Raw genomic sequence first — 21583 nt, 5'->3', positions numbered from 1 at the left:
CTTCCTGTTTTCAGGCCTTCTTCAGCGAGAACCGGAACGCCGCACCGCATTCAGGCCGGCCCGGTACCCGGTCCTCGACCCAGATCCTTCCGCCGTAACGCAGAACAAGCATCCGGGTGATGTAGAGGCCGAGGCCCTGGCCGCTCCTCCGATGCCTGCTCTGCCCGAATCGCATGAATATGGTCTCTTTCATCTCGTCCGGCACCCCCGGCCCGGTATCCTCGATCGAGATGTGGATCCCGCCGCGCTCCTCCACCCGGATCGCGATCTCGACCGTCGGTCCCCCGAACTTGATGGCGTTCCCGATCAGGTTCGTGAAGACCTCGGGGAGGAGGGCGTCGGCCAGGACCGCAAGATCCGTGCCGCTGTAGTGGAGCCGGATCTCGGGGAACATTCCGATCTCCTCCCGGATCACCTGATCGAGGTCGACCGGCACGAGCACGGCAGACTCCTGGTGGATCCGGCGGATCGTCGAGACGTTCCTCAAGATCTCGATGCTCTTCCTGATGCTTGTCTGGAGCTTCTGTGCGTAGCCCCTGGCTTCCCCGTCGAGGATATCGATGAGGAGGTCGGCGTAGAGGCCGGATACGTTCTCTGCGTTCCTGATATCGTGGCTGAGGATGTCGAGATAGAGATTTGCCTCCCGCTCGGCCATCTCGAGCTGCCGGATCAGCATCGTCCGCTCGACCGAGGTGCCGATCTCTCTCCCGATAGCCGTAAGGAGGGACCGGTCGGCGTCGGCAAACCGGCTATCTTCGCGCGGCACCACGTTCAGGGCCCCGATGATCCTCCCGTGCGCCATGATCGGGATGCTGGCACACTGGCGGGGCTTCCTGCCGTTTTCCCCGGGGTAGCGGAGTTGCAGGTGCTCATCGAAGAATAAGGACCTGCCTGCCACGAGCACCTCCGCGTAGGGTGGAACGGTGATGTCCGGGATGCGCGAGTGCCGGGGGAAGCCCTCGGGAAGCCCTCTCGTGCAGATGAGTTCTGCACTCCGCTTCCCCGGCTCGATCAGGTATATGCCCCCGCCGGGGAGGTCGAGAAAGGCAAGGGTTGCCGCGAGCACGCTCTCCAGCATCTCGTCGATGTCTGTTGCGGATGTCGATATGCCGATGATCTGGTTTAAGGCCGAGAGCGCCCGGTTGTGGGCCTGCACCTCCATCTCGGCCTGTTTCAGGTCGGTGATATCGGTGAGCGACGCCGCGAGGCAGATGGGTTCTCCGGTATCGCTCGTCACCAGGTTCCGGAGAACATGACGTGAAACGTCGTTCCGTCCTGCCTCCTCGCGACCCGCTCCCCGGTATACCTGCCGGTCTCAAGGAGCGTCCGGAGAGCGGCCGCGGCCTCCTCTCTGTCGTCCCACAGTCCCGTGACCGGTCTTCCGATAACCTCGGAGGGGGAGGCGTAGCCCCACATCGCGAGAAGCGCCTGGTTGACGTAGGTGAGGCAGCCGTCAAGACCGGCGATGGTGAACGCGCTCGAAGAGGTGGCTATCGCCATATCCCGGATCCGGAGCTCTCGTTCGGCTTCTCTGCGCCTGGTGATATCGATCCCCGACCCCATCGCGCAGAGTGCTCTCCCCGACTCGTCGGTGACGATCGAGAGGGCGAGCTGCATGGGGAAGGTCGATCCGTCCCGCCGTCGGCCCGTCACCTCCCCTGACCAGGCACCGTCCCTGCGGAACACTTCCATGACCCGGTCCACTTCCTCCGGGTCGGCCCAGAGCACTGAAGCCGGCTGTCCGACGATCTCCTCCTCCCGCTCCCACCCGTGGATGGAAAGGGAGGCACGATTGACGTAGATGATCCTCCCGTCGAGACCGGTGAGAGAGATGGCGTCGAGCGACGACGCTATCGCCATATCCTTGATCCGGAGCTCGAGTTCGGCTCGCCTCCGGGCAGTAACGTCGCGGAGAGAACAGAGCGTTCCGGTAACCCTTCCTTCATCGTCGTTTAAGGAGCTGATGGTCTCGTCGACGAATATTGCCTCCCCGTCCGGCTTTCGGAGGAGAACGACGCCCCGCCAGGTCCCGGATGACGAAAGGGAGGTCCTGACTTCTTCTTCATCGCTCGGGCTGAGCCATTCGCAGGTGAAGAGTTCCCTGCAGGGCCGGCCGAGGGCCTCGCTCGAAGAAACCCCGTGGAATCGTTCTGCGGCCGGGTTCATATAGGTGATCCGCCCCTCTGTATCGGCCGCGATCACGGCGTCCTCCACCTGCGAGAGCACCCGGGCCTGGAACCGGAGCTGCTCTTCCGCCTCTCTCCGCGCGGTGGCGTCGCGGCTGATCCCGAGCAGGTGCCGGACGGTCCCGTCGCGTCCCGCGATCGGGATGAGGCGCGTCTCGAGCCAGGTGCCCCCGCCGTTCCGGGGGAGCAGGGTCTCATCGGTGAGGACCCTACCGGGCGCCTCCGCCGCGGTCCGGAGCATCGCAAACCACCTCTCTGTAACGGCGGACGGGAAGAGATCCCTGATGTTCTCTCCGCGGAGGCTCTCCGGGTCCGTGCCGAGCAGGCGGCCGCCGGCGCCGTTTACATAAAGAACATTCCCTTCGAGATCGACGAGGAAGATGATATCCGGCGCCGACTCGGCGAGCGTCCGGTAACTCTCCTCGCTCTCCCGGAGCGCCTCCTTCATACGCCTCTCTCTGGTGATATCGACCGCGGTGGCCATGATGCAGACTGGAGTCCCGGAATCGTCGGTCACGATGTTCGCGGTAACATGGGCGATGAACTCCTCCCCGTCGACCCTGCGGCCGACGAGCTCCCCGGTGCACCTGCCCTGCTCTTTGAGCGTCCGGAGGATCCTCTCGGCTTTTTCGGGATCCGTCCAGGGTTCCGAGAGGTGCTTCCCGATCACCTCGCAGGGATCGGTGAACCCGCCCATCGCGAGCAGCGCCCGGTTGGCGTAGGTCAGGCGCCCGTCGAGGTCGGCGACGGCGATGGCGGCAAACGATGATTCTATTGCCCTCTTCCGGATCAGGAGTTCCCTCTCCGCCTCCTTCCTCTCCGTGATATCGGTATGGGTTCCCACGACCCGGATCGGCCTGCCGCTCTCGTCGTACCCGACTACCCTGAGCCGGTCGAGTATGTAAACCCACTTTTCGGAGGCGGAACGGATCCGGAACTCCATCTCGCAGCGGTCCCGGCGCCCGGTGACCAGTTCGTCGAGCATCGCCTCGACGTGGCCGCGGTCCTCCGGGTGGACGAGCGCGAGGATTGTCGGGATTGTGGGCGCGAACGCGTCCGGCTCGTAGCCGAGCATCGTGAAACTCCTGGAACTGTAAAATATCTCACCGCTGCGGACGTCCCAGTCGACCAGCCCGTCGTTAGCCGCCGAGAGCGCGAGGTTCAGCCGCTCCTCGCTCTCCTGCAGCGCCTGTTCCGCCTGCCTCCGCCCGGTCACGTCGAGAAGCGACATGACCGAGCGTGCCGTGCCCGGTATCAGGCCGATGGTGGCCTCGATTGCATGCAGGTTGCCCGAACGGTCGGTGAACGTAAACGAGTAGTTCTTGGGTGCGGCCCCGGGCACTCTCCGCCGGAGGGTGTGATACCCCACGATCCGCTCTCGTTCTTCCCCGGAGGCGACAAAGTCGGTAAGCCGCTTGATGCCGACGATCCCGGTCCGGGCGTACCCCGAAAGCCGCTCAAACTCCGTATTTGCCATCGAGATGATGCCGTCGCCCTCGATCAGGATTGTCGCCGTCCCGGTATGCTCGACGATCGCCTCGTAATCCTTCGTCCTGTCGGGGGGCTCCCTGAACCGGAGCACCCAGCACTCACCGGACGGCCCCCTCCGGCCAGAACAGAGGCACCGGCGCTCTCTCCCGTCTGCTGCACGAACCCGGCACTCGAACTCCGGGATCCTCTCTCCGGGCGCTGCGTGGAGCCTCTCGACGAGACCGGGGATCGCGCGGAAGATCTCCCCTGATTTTCCCATCGGGTCCCCGATCATCCTGTAAAAAGCAGGGTTGGCCCGGACGGCGCCGTGGTCCTCACCGATTACGAGGATGCCCTCGTCGAGATCGTCGAGTATCAGGTAATCCGGCGGCGTGCCGCAAAGACGTTCCGGGGGCTCGGCTGAGGTCACGGGGAGATCCTTCTGCAGTTCGGGAGGGGCGCCTATCGGGTGGATGCAGATGTACTGAGGAGGGATCTCCGCTGATCTTTATTAAAACATTTCGGTTATCGTTTCCGGCCCCGGCAGGGACAGAAGAAGTCAGGCCCCGGTCTTACCGGGCGCCTGCAGTTCCCGCACGAGGCCGACGACCTTTTGCCCCTTCTCCCGGGCCTCCGCGAGCGCCGTCGGATGCCCCGCGATCCCCCCGTAGCGGTCCATATCGTTTGCTATGACGTTGTCCCAGTACTCGAACCCGGTGGTGTTGAAGAACGCGGTGAGCGCCGGAAACGCCGCATCGAAGACGTTCTCCCAGCCGAGCCCCGCTGTCGATATGAAGATCCCCTTGTGGCGGCGGACGTGCTCGTCGGTGAAATACAGGTTCTTCAGGATGAACTTGCGCGCCCAGAAGTACTGGGCCCGGTCGATCATCCCCTTGAGCTCTGCCGTGATCCCCATCGAGTAGATGGGGGAGGCGATGGCGAGGACGTCGGCGGCGGTTATCTTCTCGAAGACCGCCGTAAGGTCGTCTTTGATGATGCAGGCCCCGGTTTTGTGGCAGGCGTTGCATCCCCGGCACGGGGCGTAGTCGAGCGGCCGGAGGACGACCTTCTCGACGTCGGCCCCCGCCTCGCGGGCACCCTCGAGCACGGCGTCGAGCAGGGTCTCGGTGTTCCCGTGCCGCCGGGGGCTGCCGGAGATGCCGAGGACCTTTACTGTCTCGCTCATGCTGCAAGAACCTCCCGCAGGTGTCCGATGACCTCCCGCCCCAGAGCCTCCGCGTCGGCCTTCGCGGTGGGGTGGCGCTCTATCGCCCCTTTCTCGTCGACGCCGTTCACCATCAGGTACCTGATATCCGCATTCCTGATATCGACGACGTGAAAGAGGCACTTCACCGACGGGATCGCCGCGTCGAAGACGTGGTCCCAGTTCTGCCCGGCGGTCGAGAGGAAGATCCCGACCCGTTTACCCTTCCGTTCGGGTGGGACGACCGGGAGGTGGAGGACGTACTTCCTCGAGCGGAAGACCTGGGCCCGGTCGACCAGCGCCTTCGCCTGCGCGGCAAGCCCCATGCAGTAGATGGGCGACGCGAGGACGACGCAGTCGGCGGCGATGATCCTGTCGTGGAGATAGTCCATGTAGTCCCGCTGGACGCACCGGTTGAGCGTCTCGCAGGCGTTGCACCCGCGGCAGGGCCTGAGATCGACCTCCGGGACGACGATCTTCTCGACCGCGGCCCCTTCGGCCTCCATCGCCGCGAGCACCCAGTCGAGGAGCGTCTCGGAGTTGCCGTGGCGGCGGGGAGAGGCCGCAAACGCGAGGACGTCAATGGTCATACAAGGAGTATCTCCGGCCGGAGGCAAAAAAGTGCCGGGAAAATTCCGGCGGGAATCAGATCTTCTTGAAGCAGAGGTACCAGTCTTTACACTCGTAGCCTTCCTGCATCCGCTTCTCGATCTCCGCAGGCGTCTTCGGGGGTGGGACGATCACCTTCTCGCCGGGCTGCCAGTTCGCCGGCGTCGCGATCCCGTGCTTATCGGAGGTCTGGAGAGCCTTCGTGAGCCTGAGGATCTCGGGCATGGAGCGGCCGTTGGACATCGGGTAGTAGAGCATCGCCCGCATGACTCCCTTGTCGTCGATGAAGAAGACCGTCCTGATCGTGGAGGTGCTGCTCTGACCGGGGTGGAGCATCCCGTAGCGCCGGGCGACCTTCATGTCGAGGTCGGCGATGATGGGGAAGGGTATCTCCACGCCCATCTTCTCCTTGATGTTCCGAACCCAGGCAAGGTGCGAGTGGACGCTGTCGATCGAGAGGCCGACGAGCTGGACGTTCAGCTCCTTGAGTTCGTCGGCGATCGCGGCGAACGCCATGAACTCCGTGGTGCAGACCGGCGTGAAGTCCGCCGGGTGGGAGAAGAGGATGACCCACTTCCCCGCGAGGTCCGAGAGTTTCAGGGGGCCATGGGTGGTCAGCGCATCAAACTCCGGTGCCTTCTCGCCGATGACCGGCATCTGAAGTACTTCTCCGGGTTCCATGGTTCACTTCCTCGGACGGTCGCCCAGGTACTCCTCGAGGGCGGTCTTGCCGTAGACGTACGCCGGCATCCCCGCGAGCAGGAACGCGACTCTGAGCCCTTCCTCGATCTCCTCCTTTGCGACGCCGAGTTTCCCCGCGCCGGCCATCTGCGCGCGGACCGCATGCTCGTCGCGGAGCGATGCGGCGATCGCGATCGCGATGATCTTCTTCGTCTGTCTTGAGAGGGCGCCGTCGGCCCAGATCATCTGATCGAGCCCCATCACCCGGGCGTAGAGGTCGGGATCCGTTTCTTTGAGTTCCTTGAAGATCTCGGGCACCTTTCCGATCTTCTCCTCAAGGCGCTTCTGGTTCTCTTCCATATCCCTCACTCCTCAAGCACCATCGGTTCGCCGCAACAGACCAGCTCGCCGCCGCCTGCTTCGAGGACCTGGACCACGTTTCCGCAGATCTCGCAGTGGTAGACCTGCCCTTTTGCTGATACGTTCACCATCATTCTCACCTCGTGTTACTCCGCTTTGCTCTTCCGCTCGGGGGGATGCATGACGTCCTCGGGCGTCTTGATGTCCGGCCTGATGTGCGTCATCGGAAAGCAGTTGTACATCTCGCAGGCGCAGGTCGGGCACCTGACGAGGTCCTCATCGGTGCTGCCGATCCGGACTTCCCGTCCACAGTCGATACAGACGAACCGGCCGGGCCCCGGTCTCTCTCCTGCCTTTGCTGTCGTTCTGGCTTCTGGTTCGGCCACAGAAAGTCACCGGAGCGGTACTATCTTTTCAAGGTATTTAGCAGTATCCTCTCCGGCAGGGCCGGCCCGGGTCCGGCATCCCGGAACCTCCCATCTTATAAATAGGGCCGGGCATAATCCCTCCACCATGCGAAAGAAGGTTATCGCCTTACTCGGAAGCCCCATCCTCGATGGGAACACCGCCCGTCTCCTCGATGAGGCCATCAGGGGTGCCGAGGAAGCCGGATGCGAGGTCGAGAAGATCGAGGTCGCACACATGGACGTCCTGCCCTGCATGGAGTTCTTCCAGTGCAAGGAGAGCGAGACCTGTCTTATCCAGGACGAGATGGCGGAGATCTTTCAGAAGTTCCGGGAGATGGACGGCCTGATCATCGCGACCCCCGTGATGACGATGGGTGTCCCCGGCAGGCTCAAGTCCTTCATGGACCGGTTTCAGGTCTTCTACATGGCGAAATACCACCGGGGACGATCCCTCATCTCTCCGGAGAGGCGCAAAGAACGCAAGATGCTCTTCATAGCGATCGCGGGGATGAAGATCCCGAACGTCTTTGATGGCGTCAAATTGACCGTCCACGCGTTCGGGGAGATCGTCGACTGCCCCCTCTGGGGCGAGGTGCTCCAGAACGATATGGATACCATCCGGGACATCGCGACGCGCCCTGAGGTTATGGAGGCGGCGTACCGGAAGGGGCGCGAACTCGGGCAGGCCCTCACCGGCGGTAGCCCTTCATCGTAATCCGTCCGGCTCGATGTGGACGACGACCTCGGCAAGTCCCGGCACCGTCTCCCGGAGCCGCCGTTCCACCTCCTCGGAGATCTCGTGGGCCCCGGCGACGGAGAGGACCGGGTCGACGGTGATGTGAATATCGGCAAAGATCTCTCCCGGCTTCCCCCGGCACCGGAAATCATGGTATCCGGCAACCCCGGGGGTATCCATCACCACCGCCCGGATGAGCGCCGGGTCGCAGGGGAGGTCCATCGTATCGGTGAGGACCTTTGCTGCGCTGTGGAGGATCCCGATCCCCATCCTCGCGATGAGGAGGCCGATGGCGAGAGCGATGACCGGGTCGGCTTCGGGAAAACCGAGCGTGACGGCGAGGAAGCCGCCGAGGACGGCGATCGAGACGAAGACGTCGCTCCTCGTATGCATGGAGTCGGCGATGAGGATCTGGCTCCGGTACTCCTCGCCCTTTCTCCTCTCGTAGGTGGAGACGGCGAGGTTGATGGCGAGGGTTGCGACCATCACCCCGACGGTGACCGGGGTGATGTCGGGAACGGCGGTGTCGACGAGCCGCCGATAGCCCTCAAGGACGATCGCGCCGGCGGTCAGGAGGAGCATCGCTCCGATGACCAGGGTTCCGAGCGTCTCGATCTTGCCGTGGCCGTAGGGATGCTCCGGGTCGGGAGGCCTCGTCGAGAAGTAGAGGGCAACGATCCCGACGACGTTTGAGAACGAGTCGAAGCCCGAATGGACGGCGTCCGCGACCATGCTCACCGACCCGGCGAGGAGGCCGAAGACTGCTTTTGCGAGTGCAACAGTGAGGTTCAGAGCGAGAACGATGATGAAGATCCGCTGCACCCGGACCCGCACCTCCGGTGCTCCACCTCGAAGGCCTTCGGCCTTCGGAGGCTCCGGACTCGCATCTTCCGTGCTCAAGCTCCGACCCGACGCGTCGTCCCGCATGCGCTGCGGTAATGGCACTCCCCCGGCATAGGGTTTCCGGAGGGGGGTGAAAGGTTTAATACGCCGCTCCCGGAAAGATCCTGATATGTCGACTGATGAGAATGTCCGGAATGCATACGCCGGGGAGTCCCAGGCGAACAGGAAATATTCGGTCTTTGCCGAAAAAGCCGCCGCTGAGGGCTACGCAGCAGTCGGAAGGCTCTTCCGCGCCGCAAGCGAGGCGGAAGCCATCCATGCAAAGCGCCTTCTCTTTATCATGAATGCCGTCGGGAGCACCGAGGAGAACCTGAAAGGTGCGATGGAGGGGGAGAACCACGAGTTCATGGAGATGTATCCCCCGTTCGTCGCCGAGGCGAAAGAGGAGCGGAAGAACGAGGCCGCAATCGTCTTCACCCACGCGATGAAGGCAGAAGAGGTGCACGCGAACCTCTACCTCCAGGCGCTCGAGGCCGTCCGCGAGGGGAAAGACCTCGATGCGGAGAAGGTCTTCCTCTGCCCGGTCTGCGGCAACATCGAGCTCGGCGCGGCACCGGAGAAGTGCCCGATCTGCGGCGTCCCGGCACGCATGTTCCGCGAGATCCAGTAACCCCTTTTTTTCTGGCCCGCAATCGGTCATGAGGTGCCCGAACCGGCCCTCTGGCTGTCCTCTAACTCCGCTCCGCTTAACTCCCCACAACTTAAATAGAGGCCCCGAGATATTCCACTCTATGGCAGGTGTGAAGGTCTACACGACGGAGAGCTGCCCCTACTGCCGGATGGTCGAGGCGTTCCTGAAGAAGCACGATGTCGAGTACGAACATATCGACGTCGGCAAGGACCGCGAGGCGGCACGGGAGATGATAGCGGCCTCGGGCCAACGAGGTGTGCCGGTCACCATCTTCGGCGACGAGGTGATCGTCGGGTTCGACGCAAAGAGGCTCCGGGAACTCTTCGGGACACCGATCGAGGGTGGAGTATACGATACCGTCATTGTGGGCGCCGGGCCGGCGGGACTGACCGCCGCGGTCTACTGCGCCCGGAACCTTATGAAGACCGTCGTCATAGCGGAGAACATCGGCGGCCAGGCTACCTGGAGCTGGGCGATCGAGAACTATATGGGGTTCTCGACGATCACCGGGGAGGAGCTCGTCCGGAAGTTCGAAGAGCAGGTCAGGGGATTTGATGTCCGTCTCGAACTTGACAGCGTCCGGAGCATCAAGAAAGAGGGCGATCTGTTCGTTATCACGATGGTCTCGGACCATACGTACCGTTGCCGGACGGTCATCCTTGCCTCCGGGAAGGAGCCGCGTAAGATCGGGCTCCCCGGCGAGGATCGGCTCATCGGAAAGGGCATCTCCGTCTGCGCGGTCTGCGACGCCCCGCTCTTCCGCGATAGACCGGTCGCCGTCGTCGGGGGCGGAAATGCAGCGCTCCAGACCGCGATTGAGATGACGAAGTTCGCAAGTTCCGTGGCCCTGATCGTCCGGAGCGCCCTCCGGTGTGACGAGGTCTACGCTCTGCAGGCAGAGAAGGAGGGTATCCGGGTCTTCCTCAACCAGGAGGTGACGGAACTCCACGGGGACGCGGGCCTGACCGGGATCACGCTCCGGAACCGCGAGAGCGGAGAGGAGACTGTCCTCAACGTGGAGGGGCTCTTCCTCGCGATCGGGCTTGTGCCGAAGACAGGGTTCCTTGATAACCTGGTGGCGTTGAACGAGCGGGGCGAGATCCTCATCGATGAGAACAGCGAGACAAACGTGCCCGGACTCTTTGCAGCGGGAGACGTGACCTGCGTCCGGGCCAAGCAGATCATCGTCGCCGCCGGCGAGGGAGCGAAGGCGGCGATCTCGGCGCACGAGTACCTCGGGAGCGAGCGGCTGGAAGAGCGGATGGTCTGCCCATGAGGTCTCCGCCGCGACACAGGTGAGGGGGCCGCGGGCCCCGCTTCCCCTGGTCACCCCAGCCGCGAGATCCTCTCCGCCAGTTCCTCCGCCTTCTTTTTATCGATGATCAGTGCTGCCGACGTTCTGACCCAGGAGGCCAGTGTGGGGATGTCTGACCTCTTTAAGTCGGCAAAGGGCAGGTTGTCCATGTGCGCCTTCGTCTGCCGTTCGAGGAATCGTTCGGCTGCCGGACCGAGGTACTGGACGGCTATGTCCAGTACCTGCTGCGAGACCTGACTCATCCGGACCTCCTACTTCTCTCCGGCATCCGTGTCCATCATGATCTTGAGGCTGGCCACCATCCGCCCGAAAGAGTCTGCAAGTTCACCGATCTCGTCTCTCCGCTCGATGCCGATGGTTACGCCAGTGTTCCCGGTGCTGATCGCGTTCGCCGTCGCGTTGAGCGTCTTGATGTCCCGGATGATCGTCCGCGAGAAGAGGGCGATGATCCCGCCGGCGATGAGGACGGCGATCCCGATGATGACGAAGATGGTATTGCCGATGAAGTCCTGGCGCTGCATCACCCGGCTGCTGTCCATATCGACGCCCACGAGCCCGACGACGGTGCCGCTCGAGTCCCTCACGGGGGCGTATCCGGAGAGGACAGTGCCCCACCCGTCGGTGGTAAACTCGCTGTCGACGGAGGGAGCCGTAAATCCGGCAAGCAGCTCCGGGAACACCCTGTCGTAGACCTCGCCGATCGCGGCTCCGTCTTCGACGCCGTAGTCTGCGTCCACGATGAACTCAACGGTATCCCCGGCCTGCCGCATCGTATAGAGGTAGAGGATATCGGGGTTCGACTGCCGGATCGTCTCGAGCTGGTGGCGGATGGCGACGAACGCCGGTGTCTCCTCATCGCCCGGCCGGAGCGCTGCCATTGCGTCGCCGTCGATCTGGGTCGCGATGATCGATGCGAGCCCTCTCAACTCGTCCTGTGTCGTCTCCTTGAGCGCATTCTTCGTCTCCCCGTACGTGTACATGAATGTGAGTCCTGATACCACCAGGATGAGGACAATGAAACTGACTGTCAGCTTCGTCTGAAGGCTGTGCTGCCACGGTGCCAAAATGGGACACTCCTTTCTGTTTAATGGATTATTTCGGGAAGAATTATTTAAGACTTGCTTGATGATTCGGGTATATTATTCCCAAAATCTATGAAATGAATGTTTCTTTGTCGCCATATTGGCACAAGAGCCTGAAAAAGGGTCGCGATTCTTCCGGATCGATATGCGTGTCATGTACCGGCGTCTTCCGCAGGTGCGACTGCATCTTGGCGGCGGGAGCGCGGGAGAACGTAGCGAAGGGCGGTCAGGGGAACGTGGAGTTCCGTCCCGGCAAGATCGAGCACCTGCCGGTGGCGGACAACTCGGTCGGCGCGGTCCCCTCAAACTGCGTCACGAACCTTTCTACGGACAGATCGCAGGTCTTCCGGGAAGCCCTCCGGGTTCTCCGTCCGGAGGGAGGCTCATGGTCTCCGATATCGTTCTGGCGGTACCGCTCCCGGCTCCGGGCACAACCGGCCGCCGGGAGAGACATCCTTATCTTCCAGCAGCGACGACTCCCTGCCATGGCGCGGTCGGGGGCACTCGTGAGACTCATTTCCGGGGGGGCGGGCCGGTGATCGAGGATCGGCTTCGGGCAAGGACGAACGGGCTGCTCACGCAGATCGCCACCCTCATCGCCCGGACCGGCGCGACCCCGAATACCCTCACTATCTTCGGATTTGTGGGGATGGCGGTCGCCGGGGCCCTCTGCGCCGCCGGCTCGTTCTTTGCCGCCGGAGTCGTTGTTTCCGCATCATGCGTCTTTGACGCGCTCGACGGGGCGCTTGCCCGCGCGAGCGGTGCCGCCTCGGCCTTCGGCGCGTTCCTCGACTCGTTCCTGGACCGCTACGCGGAAGCGGCGATCTACGCCGGGCTGCTCGCCTACTATGCCTGGACCGCGGCGCCCTGGGGTGTCGGGGCCGCGTTTGCGGCGGCAACGGGCTCGCTGATGGTCAGTTACGCCCGGGCCAGGGCCGAGGGGCTCGGGGTGGAGTGCCGGGCCGGCCTCTTTGCCCGGCCGGAGCGGATCGCGATCATCATCATCGGGCTGCTCACCGGCTTCGTCCTCCCGGCGCTCGTCATCCTCGCGGTCGCGACGAACGCTACCGCCGTCTCCCGGCTCCTTCACGTCCGGGGGGCGACGGACCTCTCCCGGCCGCCGGGATGAACGGCAGCCGTCCTCATCCCTGTTCCGGCCGCACTTCGACGGTTCGGTTGAAGGGTACCTCGAACGTCGCAATTCCGTAGTCGAGCGTCGCGGAGCCGTTTGCCCGGAGCACGATCGCTCCGTCCTGCAGGCCGCGCAGGAATGCCCGGACGAGCGGCGCGTTGTCGGCAGTCACCGGGATGGTGACGCTGGTTTTGCCGTTGGGCTGGATCTCGATCTCTTCCTGCTCCCCGTGCGCGAGGTAGACCGCCCGCCCGCCCTCAAGGAAGTAGATGTCGAACGAGACCCGGGCCATGGTGGCGCCGATGGGGTTGGGGTTATCGACGACGAGGCGGAGCGAGAGGTCGGTCCTCCCCAACGTGACCCTCTCGATCCCGATCCCGTCGACGGTGACGGTCGGCTCCTTGATCGGCAGATGTATGCAGCCGGCACTGAAGAGCAGGACGGCGACAAGAAAGATGACGGCGGGGCGCCACATAGTGGTCCGGTGCGCCCTGCCGGGATATAGGTCTAACCTCTCGTATAGGAGAGTACCGGCTCGACGGGGACGTAGTCCCTGACGACGATGTTGTCGACGTAGAAGTGGTGCGGGTCGCCGCGTTCCCACGCAGAAGACCCGATGAGCGCGACGTCGGAGAAGATCGTCTCGGGCGGGACGGGCGAGCCGTCGGCAAACCGGAGGGGCGCGCTCCCCAGGTACCCGCCGTCCAGCCATGCACTCTCCGTGGCGTTCAGCGTGTCGAGGACGACCCTGATGTGGTACCATGTCCCCGTCTCGGCCAGGTAGTCGGCGGAGAAATTCCGGTGGGCCCCGTCGTAGTACTGCACCGAGCTGTTCCGGAGGTGGAGAGCGTAGACCCGGTCGGCTCCGCTCCAGGCCTGGATATAGCCCGACCCGCACCACCGCCCGAACTTGCTGACCTGGAAGTCCCCTTCGATGACGATCGGACCGGCGGAGATGTTCGCAAGGCAGATCCGGTTGTTCGCGAGTCTCCGGAGGTCGGGCTCGGAGACGTTGATATCCCCGGCATATGCGCCGTCATGGACGACCTCCGCCTGAACGGCGGCGTTTGAGCCGCAATATGACCACCTTGAGAGGTCGGCGCGCTCGTAGTCCTCAAAGAAGAGGAAGACGGTATCGGGGTCGCCTGCGTCACGGGCCGCCGGGTTGCCGTACAGCATGGTGATCGCCGTCGCGCCCTCGGGGAGGGCGAGCCAGACGTCCGCGTGCGAACGCTCCGTGACGGCTGCGGTCCAGTGGGGGACGACGGCCCCGTTCCCGTCGAGGAACCGGATGTCGGCGAAGTCCGGCTCCATCCCGTCAAGGTATGTGGCATTGAAGAGGGCTGCAAGGCCGTCGACCGGAGAGGGGTTCTCGATCGTTATCGCCTGCTGCCGGGCGAAGACCTCGACGGTCCCGGAGGTCCAGGTGACGGAGCCGGGGATGGCGACGGAGAGGGTCACGCTGTAGGTGCCCGGCTCGCGGTAGGTGTGCACGACTGTCCTTTCCCCCTCTGCGGAGGTGTTGTGCCAGGTCCCGTCGCCGAACGACCAGTTCCGGGCGATCACGCCGGGGATCTCCGATGCATCCGTAAAGAGGATCCCGGCGGGCGCGGGAGCGCAGGTGACGTTTGCGACGAGGGTCGGTCCGGCTGTCCCGGAAACGGCGGCGGCCGGGACGGCGAGGAGCGCCAGGAAGACCCCGGCGGCGAGTAGGATCCGGCCTGCATTCATGCGTATCATCCCCCTCCCTACGGCCCGCCCCTATATCCGTGTAGCGGCCCCGCGGCACCCCAATGCTGATGTTCTCCGGGGGAGCACGGTTATGCGATTAGTGCCGTGAACGATGCCGTCGTGATCATCGGAGGAGGCCCGGCCGGGCTCTTCTGCGCCCTCGAGGCAGCAGGAGAGGGGGAGCGGGTGATCGTCTTTGAGAAGAAACCCGCGCCGGCACGAAAACTCCTGGTCGCGGGGTCCGGGCAGTGCAACATCACCCACGACGGGGAGATCGCCGGTTTCCTCTCGCACTACGGCGACCACGGCGCGTTCCTCCGGCCGGCGCTGATGAATTTTACGAACCGCGATCTGATAGCCTTCTTTGCCGCGAGGGGTCTGGGGATGAAGGCCGAGCCCGGGGGGAAGGTCTTCCCGGAGACCCGGAAGTCCTCGGACGTCCTCGACGTCCTCCTTACCGAGTGCGCCGGCCGGGGGGTGGAACTCCGCCGCAGCGAGCCGGTCGTGGCGGTGGAGCGGGACGGGGACGGGTTCCTCGTCCGGACGGAGAGAGGGGTCGCTAGGGCCCGCGTCCTCGTCCTCGCCACCGGCGGGGCCTCCTACCCTGCCACCGGCTCGACCGGGGACGGCTACGCCTTCGCCCGGGCCCTCGGCCAGCCGGTCACGGAGATCGCCCCGGCACTCACTCCGGTCTACGTCGCGGACTACCCGTTCGCGGATCTTGCCGGGATATCGTTTGAGAAGGCCGGGATCGCCGTCTACCGGGGCGGAAGACTGGTCCGCCGGCACACGGGCGACCTCCTCCTGACGCACACCGGCCTCTCAGGGCCGGGCATCCTCGATCTCTCCCGCTCTATTCTTGCAGGCGACGTGCTCCGGGTCACGTTCCTCCCGGAGGCGAGCGCCGAGGCGGTCCGGAAGCGGGTCGCCGACGCGATTGCGGCGGGCGGAGCCCGTCAGGCGAAGACCGTCCTCTCTGCCCTCCCCCTCCCGGAGCGGTTCGCCCGGCGTCTGCTCGACCTTTCCGGGGTCTCGCCCGGGGAGTCCTGCGCCCATCTCGGTAAGAAGGCCCGAAGCGCGCTCGCGGCATCCGTTGCGGAGTTCCCGTTCAGTGTGGCGCGGCTCGGGGGCTTTGCCGAGGCGATGGCGACCCGGGGCGGGGTCGCCCTCGACGGGATCAACCCCAGGTCGATGGCTTCTAAGACCGTGCAAAACCTCTACTGCATCGGCGAGGTGCTCGATATCGACGGCGACACGGGGGGTTACAACCTCCAGGCAGCGTTCTCCACCGCGGCCCTCGCCGCCCGGCATATCGCCGGCACGAAATCTTCCCGGTGATCTGCGGGCTCCCGCCGGAGCCCCCTCTCGCTCACCGGCAACGATAGCCCCGGACAGGCGCGTCCGGGATATGCTCCGCAGGTCACGCCTGTAAACCGTCTTTACTGTATATAAATGGCGCGATAAAAATGGATATTTTATTATATTGTTAAAATCATTCAATTGTATTGAGTTAGTAACGTGATTTGGAGCATTCTTCACACGATTCTTCTCCTCTCCGTGTTTATTCCCCAGGGACACCTGATCTACGACGGCGGCTCCGGTTTCGGTGCCGCCGAAGAAGTATCGGCCGAGAGGATCGCCGCTCTCTCGAGGTATCCCGATCCTCTGCCGGACCCCTCCCCCGACGCGCTCATCGATCGCGTGGACAGGACGACGTTCTCCTGCGTCGACGGGACGCCCCGCCTCTTCCCGGTGGGCATCGACGCGACCCTCGCGCACGGGGTAGGCGACTGCACCGACCTCGCGCTCCTGCGGGTGGAGGTCCTCCGCCGGAACGGGATCCCCGCAAAGCCGGTTCACGGGCTCATGATCTGGAATGCGGGGACGTTCAAGACCAACGCCCTCCACGTCGAGATCCTCGGAAAAGGCGTCGCCGTCCACGACTGGGTCGAGCTCGGAGACGGCCGGACGATGGGCGCCTACGAGGGGGTGCCGGGGGTCCGGTGCGTGAAGACCGGCAACGGGGTCTGTCTCCAGCCGGTCTTTAAGACGCTGGGGTATCTCTGAATGATCTCCGCACCTATCCCGGGAAGATTCATTACCGGGCGCGTCAAACGGGCAGTATGAGCTTGTTCACAGCGCTCCTTGCCCTGATCCTGGTGATCGTCGTCGCCTTCGTCCTCTATAAAGTGGTCAAAAGCGTCACCGGGCTCATCATCAACGCCGTCGTGGGCGTGATCCTGCTCTGGCTCATCAACCTCCTCAATCTGATGAGCCTCGTCGGCCGGCCCGACATCCCCATCAACCTGATCACGGTTCTCATCTGCGCGATCGGTGGGATCTTCGGTGTCCTGGTCACGGTGGTGCTGCACCTCCTCGGGATCCCGCTGACACTGTGAGGGGCCGCGGCCTCCACTCACCGGGCCGGTGCGGGAGCCCCGGCGATCGTCCGGGCGAGTTCCTCGAGCGCGTGGTCGATATACCCGGCATCGACGGCGCTCTCGGTCCCGCCCCCCCTCATCTCGGCGGGGGCGGCGAAAGGTTTTCCCCGGGCGTTCGTGACGCGGGAGAGATATCCGTTGACGTAGGGCGGGACCTTCCGCGACCAGACCGGGGTCGCGACGATTAGGAAGTCGACGCCGGAAGGTCGGTCGTCACCGGGTCGATTGCCGCCCGCATGCCGAAGAACGCCATCACTCCTCCCTGACGACGCTCGATCCGCCTGACGAGCGCCGCCGCCACCTTCTCCGTATGCCCCTGCCAGGAGAGTGGGTATCCGATAAGGATCATCACGCCCGCTCTGCGGGGCTTTACGCTCTCCCTCCCTTACAGAAGCAGCAGGATCGGGGTCCGGGACGCGGAATGTTCATATCCTTCGCGCGGGCAAGATCAGGGCATGCAGGAGTACGGCCCCGGGATCGTCGGCGAAGTCCGGTTCGCCCGCCAGGAAGGAGGCTATTACGTGCAGCTCTATGATCGGGAAGGGACCCCTGTGGGAAGGACGGGGCTCTGGAGGACCGAGGCGAAGGCACGGGAGGCGGCCCGGAGACTCGCGGAGAAGCTGGCCGGGAAGTGAGGCGGGCCCCTACCGTGCGTCCGGGTGCGCCCCGGCGTAGCGGATGAGTCCGGCGATGCACCGGTTATACGGCGTCTCGATCCCGTGGCGCTCGCCGAGGCGTACGATATACCCGTTGAGGAGGTCGATCTCCGTCCGGCGGCCGAGCCGGAGGTCGTAGTACATGGAGGGGTAGACCGCGGCGAAGTCGGGCACCTGAACGCAGAAGAGGTGCTCGAGGTAGTCGTCGGCGGTCGTCCAGGGGAGGCGCACTCCTTCGGCGCCGGCGACCGCGAAGGTCTCGCGGATGAGCCCGGCGACGATCTCCCGGAGATCGTCGTCGGCCGCGGCCCCGACCGGGGCTCTGAGAAGGGCGGAGAGCGGGTTCACCGCGATGTTGAGGAGCGCCTTCGTCCATTTTCCGGCGCGGATATCGTCGCTCGCCTCGACGGGGATCCCGGCCGCCCGGACGATCCCGATCAGGCGGTCGAGGGCCGCGGCGGCCCCGTCGCCGGACCAGACCCCGAGCTGCATCGGGGCGCTCTCGCTCCGGACCCGAACGTGCCCCGGGCCCACGACCGAGAAGTTCGTCGTCACGGTCCCGCCGACGACGGTATCGGTGTACTCCGCGATGATCTCCTCGTTTCCGATGCCGTTCTGGAGGCTTGCCACCGGGAGGCCCCGGATCACCTCCGCGTACTCCTCGCAGATCGCCCGGGTGTCGGTACCCTTCGCGGTGACGATGACGAACTCGACCCCGGCCGGGACCTCCCAAGAATCCGTGACGCAGATGATCCCGTCGACGGTGCCGTTCCCCCAGATCCCCTCGATCGCAAGCCCCTGCTCGCGGATAGCGTCGGCGTGCGCCGGCCGGCATGCTACGTATACTCTCGCCGTGCCGGAGAGCTTCCCGGCGAGCGAGAGGCCGACCGCTCCTGCGCCGAGGATCAGGAGAACCGGACGTTGTAATGACTCCATCTGCTCGCGGGTTCTATAGGATGCCGGACCAGATAATGACGAGCCTGCCCGCAACTATTATATGCGCCCGCGCGGATGGGGCCCCACCAGAATGAGGTGAGGCGGTGGTATGAGTGCCGGAAGCGTGGCCTGGAACCTTCTCCGGGTCCTTATCATTCTCTCCATTGTCGGGGCTGCCATGGTCCCGGCCGCATCGGCAGGGGTTCGCGGGATGTACGGGGCGGACGTGCTCAACCAGCTCCCCGCCTGGTACACGCCCGGGACGACGATCACGCTCGACGAGGTCTGGTGGATCGACCCGACGTCGAACCCGAGAACCGGACCGGATGCCGAGTTCGAAAAGCCGCCCTATGCCGGGGAATTCGTCAAATCGGTCGTCCTGCAGTCGGTCGACGGGAACACCTACTCGGGCGTGACCACGATGACGAGCCCGCTCACCCCCGGCGTCCCGCCGGGGGAGACCCCATGGACCTACACCCTCGGCGAGGAGAACCGGCCGGGCCTGCTCTTCATCGACCTCGAGAACCTCCAGCCCGGGCCGAATGGCCAGGAGGTGACGGTGGTGGGCGAGACCGGGTATACTTTCCCGACGGGCGAGATCGTCCCGGCCTTCGTGCTGCAGAGCACGACTCCGCCGGGGCTCGAGCCGATCGCGCACTACCGCTGGGTTGTCGAGAAGACCTCCGGGCTCGTCTTCCAGGGCGCCGAGTACGGCTACGCGGGAGGGGCGAGCACCCAGACGACCGATCCGACGACCGGAACGAGCCCCGGACCCTCGTCGATCGTCGAGTTCAAGGTGATCACGATCACCCAGTGAGCGCGCTGCCGGAGAGCCCGGTAGCGAACGCTTTTTGCTTCTGGGGCCGAGATCCCGTACCGGATGAAGCACGTCACGAAGGCCGACGGCAGCCGGCAGCGGTTCGATCGCACGAAGGTCCGGCGGACACTTGAAAACCTCGGACTCCGCGGAGAGGACGCCGACCGGATCGCCGGCGAGATCGAGGCCTCGGTGCCGGACGGTGTGCGGACCGCCGGGGTCCTCCGGCTGATCCGTACCCGGGCCCGAGCGGTTCGGCCTGCCGTCCGCCACCGGACCAACCTCCGGCGGGCGCTCGCTCTCCTCCGCCCGAAGCCGGATTTCGAGGAGTTCGTCAGGGTTCTCCTCCGGGAGCACGGCTACCGGGTGGAGACCGGGTGCATCCTCGCCGGCCGGTGCGGGGAGCACGAGGTGGACGCCGTCGCCCACAGGGACGGCACCACCCTCTTTGTCGAGGTGAAACATCACGTGAGCCACCACCGGATGACCGGCCTCGATGAAGGTCGGATCGCCCGGGCGATCGTCGAGGATCTCCAGGAGGGGTTCCGGTCCGGGCGGTGTCCCGTCTCGATCGACGGCGCCCTGATCGTCTGCAACACCAAACTCTCCGAGCATGCAAAACGCTACGCAGCCTGCCGGGGGATCGGGCAGATCGGGTGGGATTACCCGGCCGAGAAGAACCTCAGGACGATGATAGAGGAAACGCAGTCCTACCCGGTCACGATCGTCTCGGGGGTGAGCCCGTCCGTCTCCGCACGACTGGCCGCCGCCGGTTTTGTCACGGCAAAGCAGGTCGCCTATGGCGATGCGGGGGTAATCGCGCATAGTTCAGGCCTCTCCCTCCCGGAGACGCTCCTGGTCGCCGGCCGGGCGCGTGCGATCCTCGAGCCGTAAGCCTCGGGCTACGGGGCGCTCCCCCCGGCTCGCCCGGCAAGATAGGTGACGGGGAGGCTCGCCACGGCAAGAACAAAGTAGATGCGGAAGAGCACCTGCATGCTCTCGAGCAACCGGGGGGCGTTCTCGCCGGCGATCTCCGTGCTTCCGAAGAAGAAGGCGAAGGCGACGATGGTCACGGCCATGCTGACGGTCATGCCGAGGAGCCGCATCGTCTCCACGAGCCCCGCGGCCACGCCGTACATCGCTCGTTCGGCCGCCCCGATAACGGTGCTGTAGACCGGCGGCTGAAAGAATGCCGTCCCCGCCACGAGGAGCGCCAGCGCAAGAACGGCGACGGATACGGGCATGGCCGGGCCGATGAACGAGAGGACTGCAAGACCCGCGACCGTCATCGCGATGCCGGCCATCGCGACCCCGGTCGGGCTCCCCCGGTCCGAGAGCCGGCCGGCGTACCCGACCAGGGACGCCGTGATCAGGCTCGTGGCGAGGAGTATACCCCCGGCCAGCCGGGCGTCGAATCCCTGGACGTACTGGAAGTACAGGCTGAAGAGGTAGATGGAGGCGAACGATGCCGCGGTGTAGATCAGGACAGCACCGTTCGCAAGAGCGAGCGGCAGGTTGTGCGAGAGGAGGCGGAGATCGAGGATCGGATCTCTGGTCCGGGTCTCGCGGGTGATGAAGGCGGCGAGCGCCGCGAACCCGGCGGCGAGGGCGGCGGCACCCTGCATCGCCGGCAGGGTGGAGAGCCCGACCATGACGAGGAGAATCGTCGTCGTGCTGAGGACGATGCCGGGGAGGTCCGGGCGCGTTCCTCCCGACAGAGCGCACTCGCCGGGCAGGTTTTGCCGGATGATCCCGATGGCGAGCAGGGCGACGGGCAGGGGTACCAGAAAGAGCACCCGCCAGGTGCTGTAGTAGGTGAGGAGGCCGCCAGCGAGGAACCCCAGCGCGAACCCGGCAAAACTGGCGGCGATGTTGATGCCGAGAGCGGTCCCCCGCTCGCTGTCGGGAAGGACGAGCCCGAGGAGAGCGAAGGATGTGGCAAAGATCATCGCGGCCCCGGCGCCGGTGAAGAACCTGGCGCCGATGAGGACAGCCGCCGTCGGGGCGAGGGCGGCGATGAGGGCGGAGACGAGGTATACGGCAAGGCCGATCAGGAAGAGCCGCTTCATCCCGTAGATATCGGCGATCCTCCCGAACGGTATCAGAAACATGGCCGCGGCGAGGAAAAAGGCGGTCGGGATCCAGCTCAGGGTCACCGGGTCCGTCGCGAACTCCTCGCCCACGGTCGGGATCGCCACGGTGAGCCCGGCGACCATGAACGGCGCAAGCGAGGATCCGAGTGCGACTGCAAGGAGCGTATACCGCCTGCCGGCACGAGAGACCATC

Annotated in this window: 27 protein-coding genes; 11 read left to right on the top strand and 16 right to left on the bottom strand. The window is 64.8% G+C overall.

What is annotated here, in order from left to right; translation table 11 throughout:
- Positions 1–10: 10 nt before the first annotated feature.
- From F8E02_RS02910 to F8E02_RS02875, 8 genes are all read right to left on the bottom strand, one after another.
- A complete protein-coding gene (locus F8E02_RS02910; RefSeq protein ID WP_317063954.1) occupies positions 11–1237 on the bottom strand; it encodes a sensor histidine kinase in 1227 nt (408 codons plus the stop codon).
- Positions 1234–4086: a PAS domain S-box protein gene (locus F8E02_RS02905; RefSeq protein WP_317063953.1), complete on the bottom strand. Its 2853-nt coding sequence runs from the start codon at positions 4084–4086 to the stop codon at positions 1234–1236. The genes F8E02_RS02910 and F8E02_RS02905 overlap by 4 nt, the downstream gene beginning before the upstream one ends.
- Before the next feature lie 129 nt (positions 4087–4215).
- Complete coding sequence (locus F8E02_RS02900; RefSeq protein WP_317063952.1) at positions 4216–4842, bottom strand: flavodoxin family protein; 627 nt, start codon at positions 4840–4842, stop codon at positions 4216–4218.
- Positions 4839–5450 carry a flavodoxin family protein gene (locus F8E02_RS02895; protein ID WP_317063951.1) on the bottom strand — a complete coding sequence of 204 codons (612 nt, stop codon included), beginning with the start codon at positions 5448–5450 and terminating at the stop codon, positions 4839–4841. The genes F8E02_RS02900 and F8E02_RS02895 overlap by 4 nt, the downstream gene beginning before the upstream one ends.
- Before the next feature lie 55 nt (positions 5451–5505).
- The gene (locus F8E02_RS02890; RefSeq protein WP_317063949.1) at positions 5506–6150 is read right to left on the bottom strand and encodes a peroxiredoxin; all 645 of its coding nucleotides are present in this window, start codon (positions 6148–6150) and stop codon (positions 5506–5508) included.
- 3 nt (positions 6151–6153) lie between these two features.
- The gene (locus tag F8E02_RS02885) at positions 6154–6510 is read right to left on the bottom strand and encodes a carboxymuconolactone decarboxylase family protein (protein ID WP_317063948.1); all 357 of its coding nucleotides are present in this window, start codon (positions 6508–6510) and stop codon (positions 6154–6156) included.
- Positions 6511–6515: 5 nt separating this feature from the next.
- A complete protein-coding gene (locus F8E02_RS02880) occupies positions 6516–6641 on the bottom strand; it encodes a desulfoferrodoxin FeS4 iron-binding domain-containing protein (protein ID WP_048183354.1) in 126 nt (41 codons plus the stop codon).
- Positions 6642–6656: 15 nt separating this feature from the next.
- The gene (locus tag F8E02_RS02875; protein ID WP_317063947.1) at positions 6657–6896 is read right to left on the bottom strand and encodes a zinc ribbon-containing protein; all 240 of its coding nucleotides are present in this window, start codon (positions 6894–6896) and stop codon (positions 6657–6659) included.
- 127 nt (positions 6897–7023) lie between these two features.
- Between F8E02_RS02875 and F8E02_RS02870 the strand changes: the two genes are divergently transcribed.
- The gene (locus tag F8E02_RS02870) at positions 7024–7632 is read left to right on the top strand and encodes a flavodoxin family protein (protein WP_317063946.1); all 609 of its coding nucleotides are present in this window, start codon (positions 7024–7026) and stop codon (positions 7630–7632) included.
- Here F8E02_RS02870 and F8E02_RS02865 read toward each other — a convergent pair.
- Entirely contained in the window at positions 7624–8487 is an 864-nt protein-coding gene (locus F8E02_RS02865) for a cation diffusion facilitator family transporter (protein WP_317063945.1), read from the bottom strand. The genes F8E02_RS02870 and F8E02_RS02865 overlap by 9 nt on opposite strands.
- 178 nt (positions 8488–8665) lie before the next feature.
- Here F8E02_RS02865 and F8E02_RS02860 point away from each other — a divergent pair, with 178 nt between their 5' ends.
- Together F8E02_RS02860 and F8E02_RS02855 are read left to right on the top strand one after the other, a co-directional pair.
- A complete protein-coding gene (locus F8E02_RS02860; protein ID WP_317063943.1) occupies positions 8666–9166 on the top strand; it encodes a rubrerythrin family protein in 501 nt (166 codons plus the stop codon).
- Positions 9167–9287: 121 nt separating this feature from the next.
- Positions 9288–10463 (top strand): FAD-dependent oxidoreductase, encoded by a 1176-nt coding sequence (locus F8E02_RS02855; protein WP_317063942.1) that lies wholly within the window; start codon positions 9288–9290, stop codon positions 10461–10463.
- A 50-nt stretch (positions 10464–10513) separates the two neighbouring features.
- Here the strand turns inward: F8E02_RS02855 and F8E02_RS02850 are convergent, their stop codons facing one another.
- On the bottom strand, positions 10514–10744 hold the full coding sequence (locus F8E02_RS02850; RefSeq protein WP_317063941.1) for a hypothetical protein: 231 nt from the start codon (positions 10742–10744) through the stop codon (positions 10514–10516).
- A 9-nt stretch (positions 10745–10753) separates the two neighbouring features.
- Positions 10754–11482 (bottom strand): sensor histidine kinase, encoded by a 729-nt coding sequence (locus tag F8E02_RS02845; RefSeq protein WP_317063940.1) that lies wholly within the window; start codon positions 11480–11482, stop codon positions 10754–10756.
- 290 nt (positions 11483–11772) lie between these two features.
- Between F8E02_RS02845 and F8E02_RS02840 the strand changes: the two genes are divergently transcribed.
- Together F8E02_RS02840 and F8E02_RS02835 are read left to right on the top strand one after the other, a co-directional pair.
- Positions 11773–12123, top strand: coding sequence for a methyltransferase domain-containing protein (locus tag F8E02_RS02840; RefSeq protein ID WP_317063939.1), 351 nt, complete (start codon positions 11773–11775; stop codon positions 12121–12123).
- Positions 12120–12713, top strand: coding sequence for a CDP-alcohol phosphatidyltransferase family protein (locus F8E02_RS02835; RefSeq protein WP_317063938.1), 594 nt, complete (start codon positions 12120–12122; stop codon positions 12711–12713). The genes F8E02_RS02840 and F8E02_RS02835 overlap by 4 nt, the downstream gene beginning before the upstream one ends.
- Positions 12714–12726: 13 nt before the next feature.
- Here F8E02_RS02835 and F8E02_RS02830 read toward each other — a convergent pair whose 3' ends face one another.
- The gene (locus F8E02_RS02830; protein WP_317063937.1) at positions 12727–13191 is read right to left on the bottom strand and encodes an LEA type 2 family protein; all 465 of its coding nucleotides are present in this window, start codon (positions 13189–13191) and stop codon (positions 12727–12729) included.
- Between the two features lie 32 nt (positions 13192–13223).
- A complete protein-coding gene (locus tag F8E02_RS02825; protein WP_317063936.1) occupies positions 13224–14456 on the bottom strand; it encodes a DUF2341 domain-containing protein in 1233 nt (410 codons plus the stop codon).
- Between the two features lie 96 nt (positions 14457–14552).
- Here F8E02_RS02825 and F8E02_RS02820 point away from each other — a divergent pair, with 96 nt between their 5' ends.
- The 3 genes from F8E02_RS02820 (at position 14553) to F8E02_RS02810 (ending at position 16846) form a co-directional block, all read left to right on the top strand.
- Entirely contained in the window at positions 14553–15785 is a 1233-nt protein-coding gene (locus F8E02_RS02820) for a BaiN/RdsA family NAD(P)/FAD-dependent oxidoreductase (RefSeq protein ID WP_317063935.1), read from the top strand.
- A 219-nt stretch (positions 15786–16004) separates the two neighbouring features.
- Entirely contained in the window at positions 16005–16514 is a 510-nt protein-coding gene (locus F8E02_RS02815) for a transglutaminase-like domain-containing protein (protein ID WP_317063934.1), read from the top strand.
- Positions 16515–16570: 56 nt separating this feature from the next.
- The gene (locus F8E02_RS02810; protein ID WP_317063933.1) at positions 16571–16846 is read left to right on the top strand and encodes a pro-sigmaK processing inhibitor BofA family protein; all 276 of its coding nucleotides are present in this window, start codon (positions 16571–16573) and stop codon (positions 16844–16846) included.
- 226 nt (positions 16847–17072) lie between these two features.
- On the opposite strand, the gene F8E02_RS02805 is transcribed toward F8E02_RS02810, so the two are convergent.
- A complete protein-coding gene (locus F8E02_RS02805) occupies positions 17073–17237 on the bottom strand; it encodes a hypothetical protein (protein ID WP_317063932.1) in 165 nt (54 codons plus the stop codon).
- Between the two features lie 106 nt (positions 17238–17343).
- Here F8E02_RS02805 and F8E02_RS02800 point away from each other — a divergent pair, with 106 nt between their 5' ends.
- Positions 17344–17523, top strand: a complete 180-nt coding sequence (locus tag F8E02_RS02800; RefSeq protein WP_317063931.1) for a hypothetical protein — start codon at positions 17344–17346, stop codon at positions 17521–17523.
- A gap of 9 nt (positions 17524–17532) precedes the next feature.
- Here the strand turns inward: F8E02_RS02800 and F8E02_RS02795 are convergent, their stop codons facing one another.
- Positions 17533–18480, bottom strand: coding sequence for a ketopantoate reductase family protein (locus F8E02_RS02795; RefSeq protein WP_317063930.1), 948 nt, complete (start codon positions 18478–18480; stop codon positions 17533–17535).
- Positions 18481–18589: 109 nt separating this feature from the next.
- Here F8E02_RS02795 and F8E02_RS02790 point away from each other — a divergent pair, with 109 nt between their 5' ends.
- Positions 18590–19297, top strand: coding sequence for a hypothetical protein (locus tag F8E02_RS02790; RefSeq protein ID WP_317063929.1), 708 nt, complete (start codon positions 18590–18592; stop codon positions 19295–19297).
- Between the two features lie 63 nt (positions 19298–19360).
- Positions 19361–20191: a restriction endonuclease gene (locus tag F8E02_RS02785; protein WP_317063928.1), complete on the top strand. Its 831-nt coding sequence runs from the start codon at positions 19361–19363 to the stop codon at positions 20189–20191.
- A gap of 8 nt (positions 20192–20199) precedes the next feature.
- Here F8E02_RS02785 and F8E02_RS02780 read toward each other — a convergent pair whose 3' ends face one another.
- Positions 20200–21582, bottom strand: coding sequence for an MFS transporter (locus F8E02_RS02780; protein WP_317063926.1), 1383 nt, complete (start codon positions 21580–21582; stop codon positions 20200–20202).
- Between the last annotated feature and the right edge of the window lies 1 nt (position 21583).

The organism is Methanoculleus caldifontis (assembly GCF_032842345.1).
GTDB lineage: Archaea > Halobacteriota > Methanomicrobia > Methanomicrobiales > Methanoculleaceae > Methanoculleus > Methanoculleus caldifontis.
Note: the sequence above shows the minus strand (reverse complement) of the source record. Positions and strands in the feature narration are given on the sequence as shown.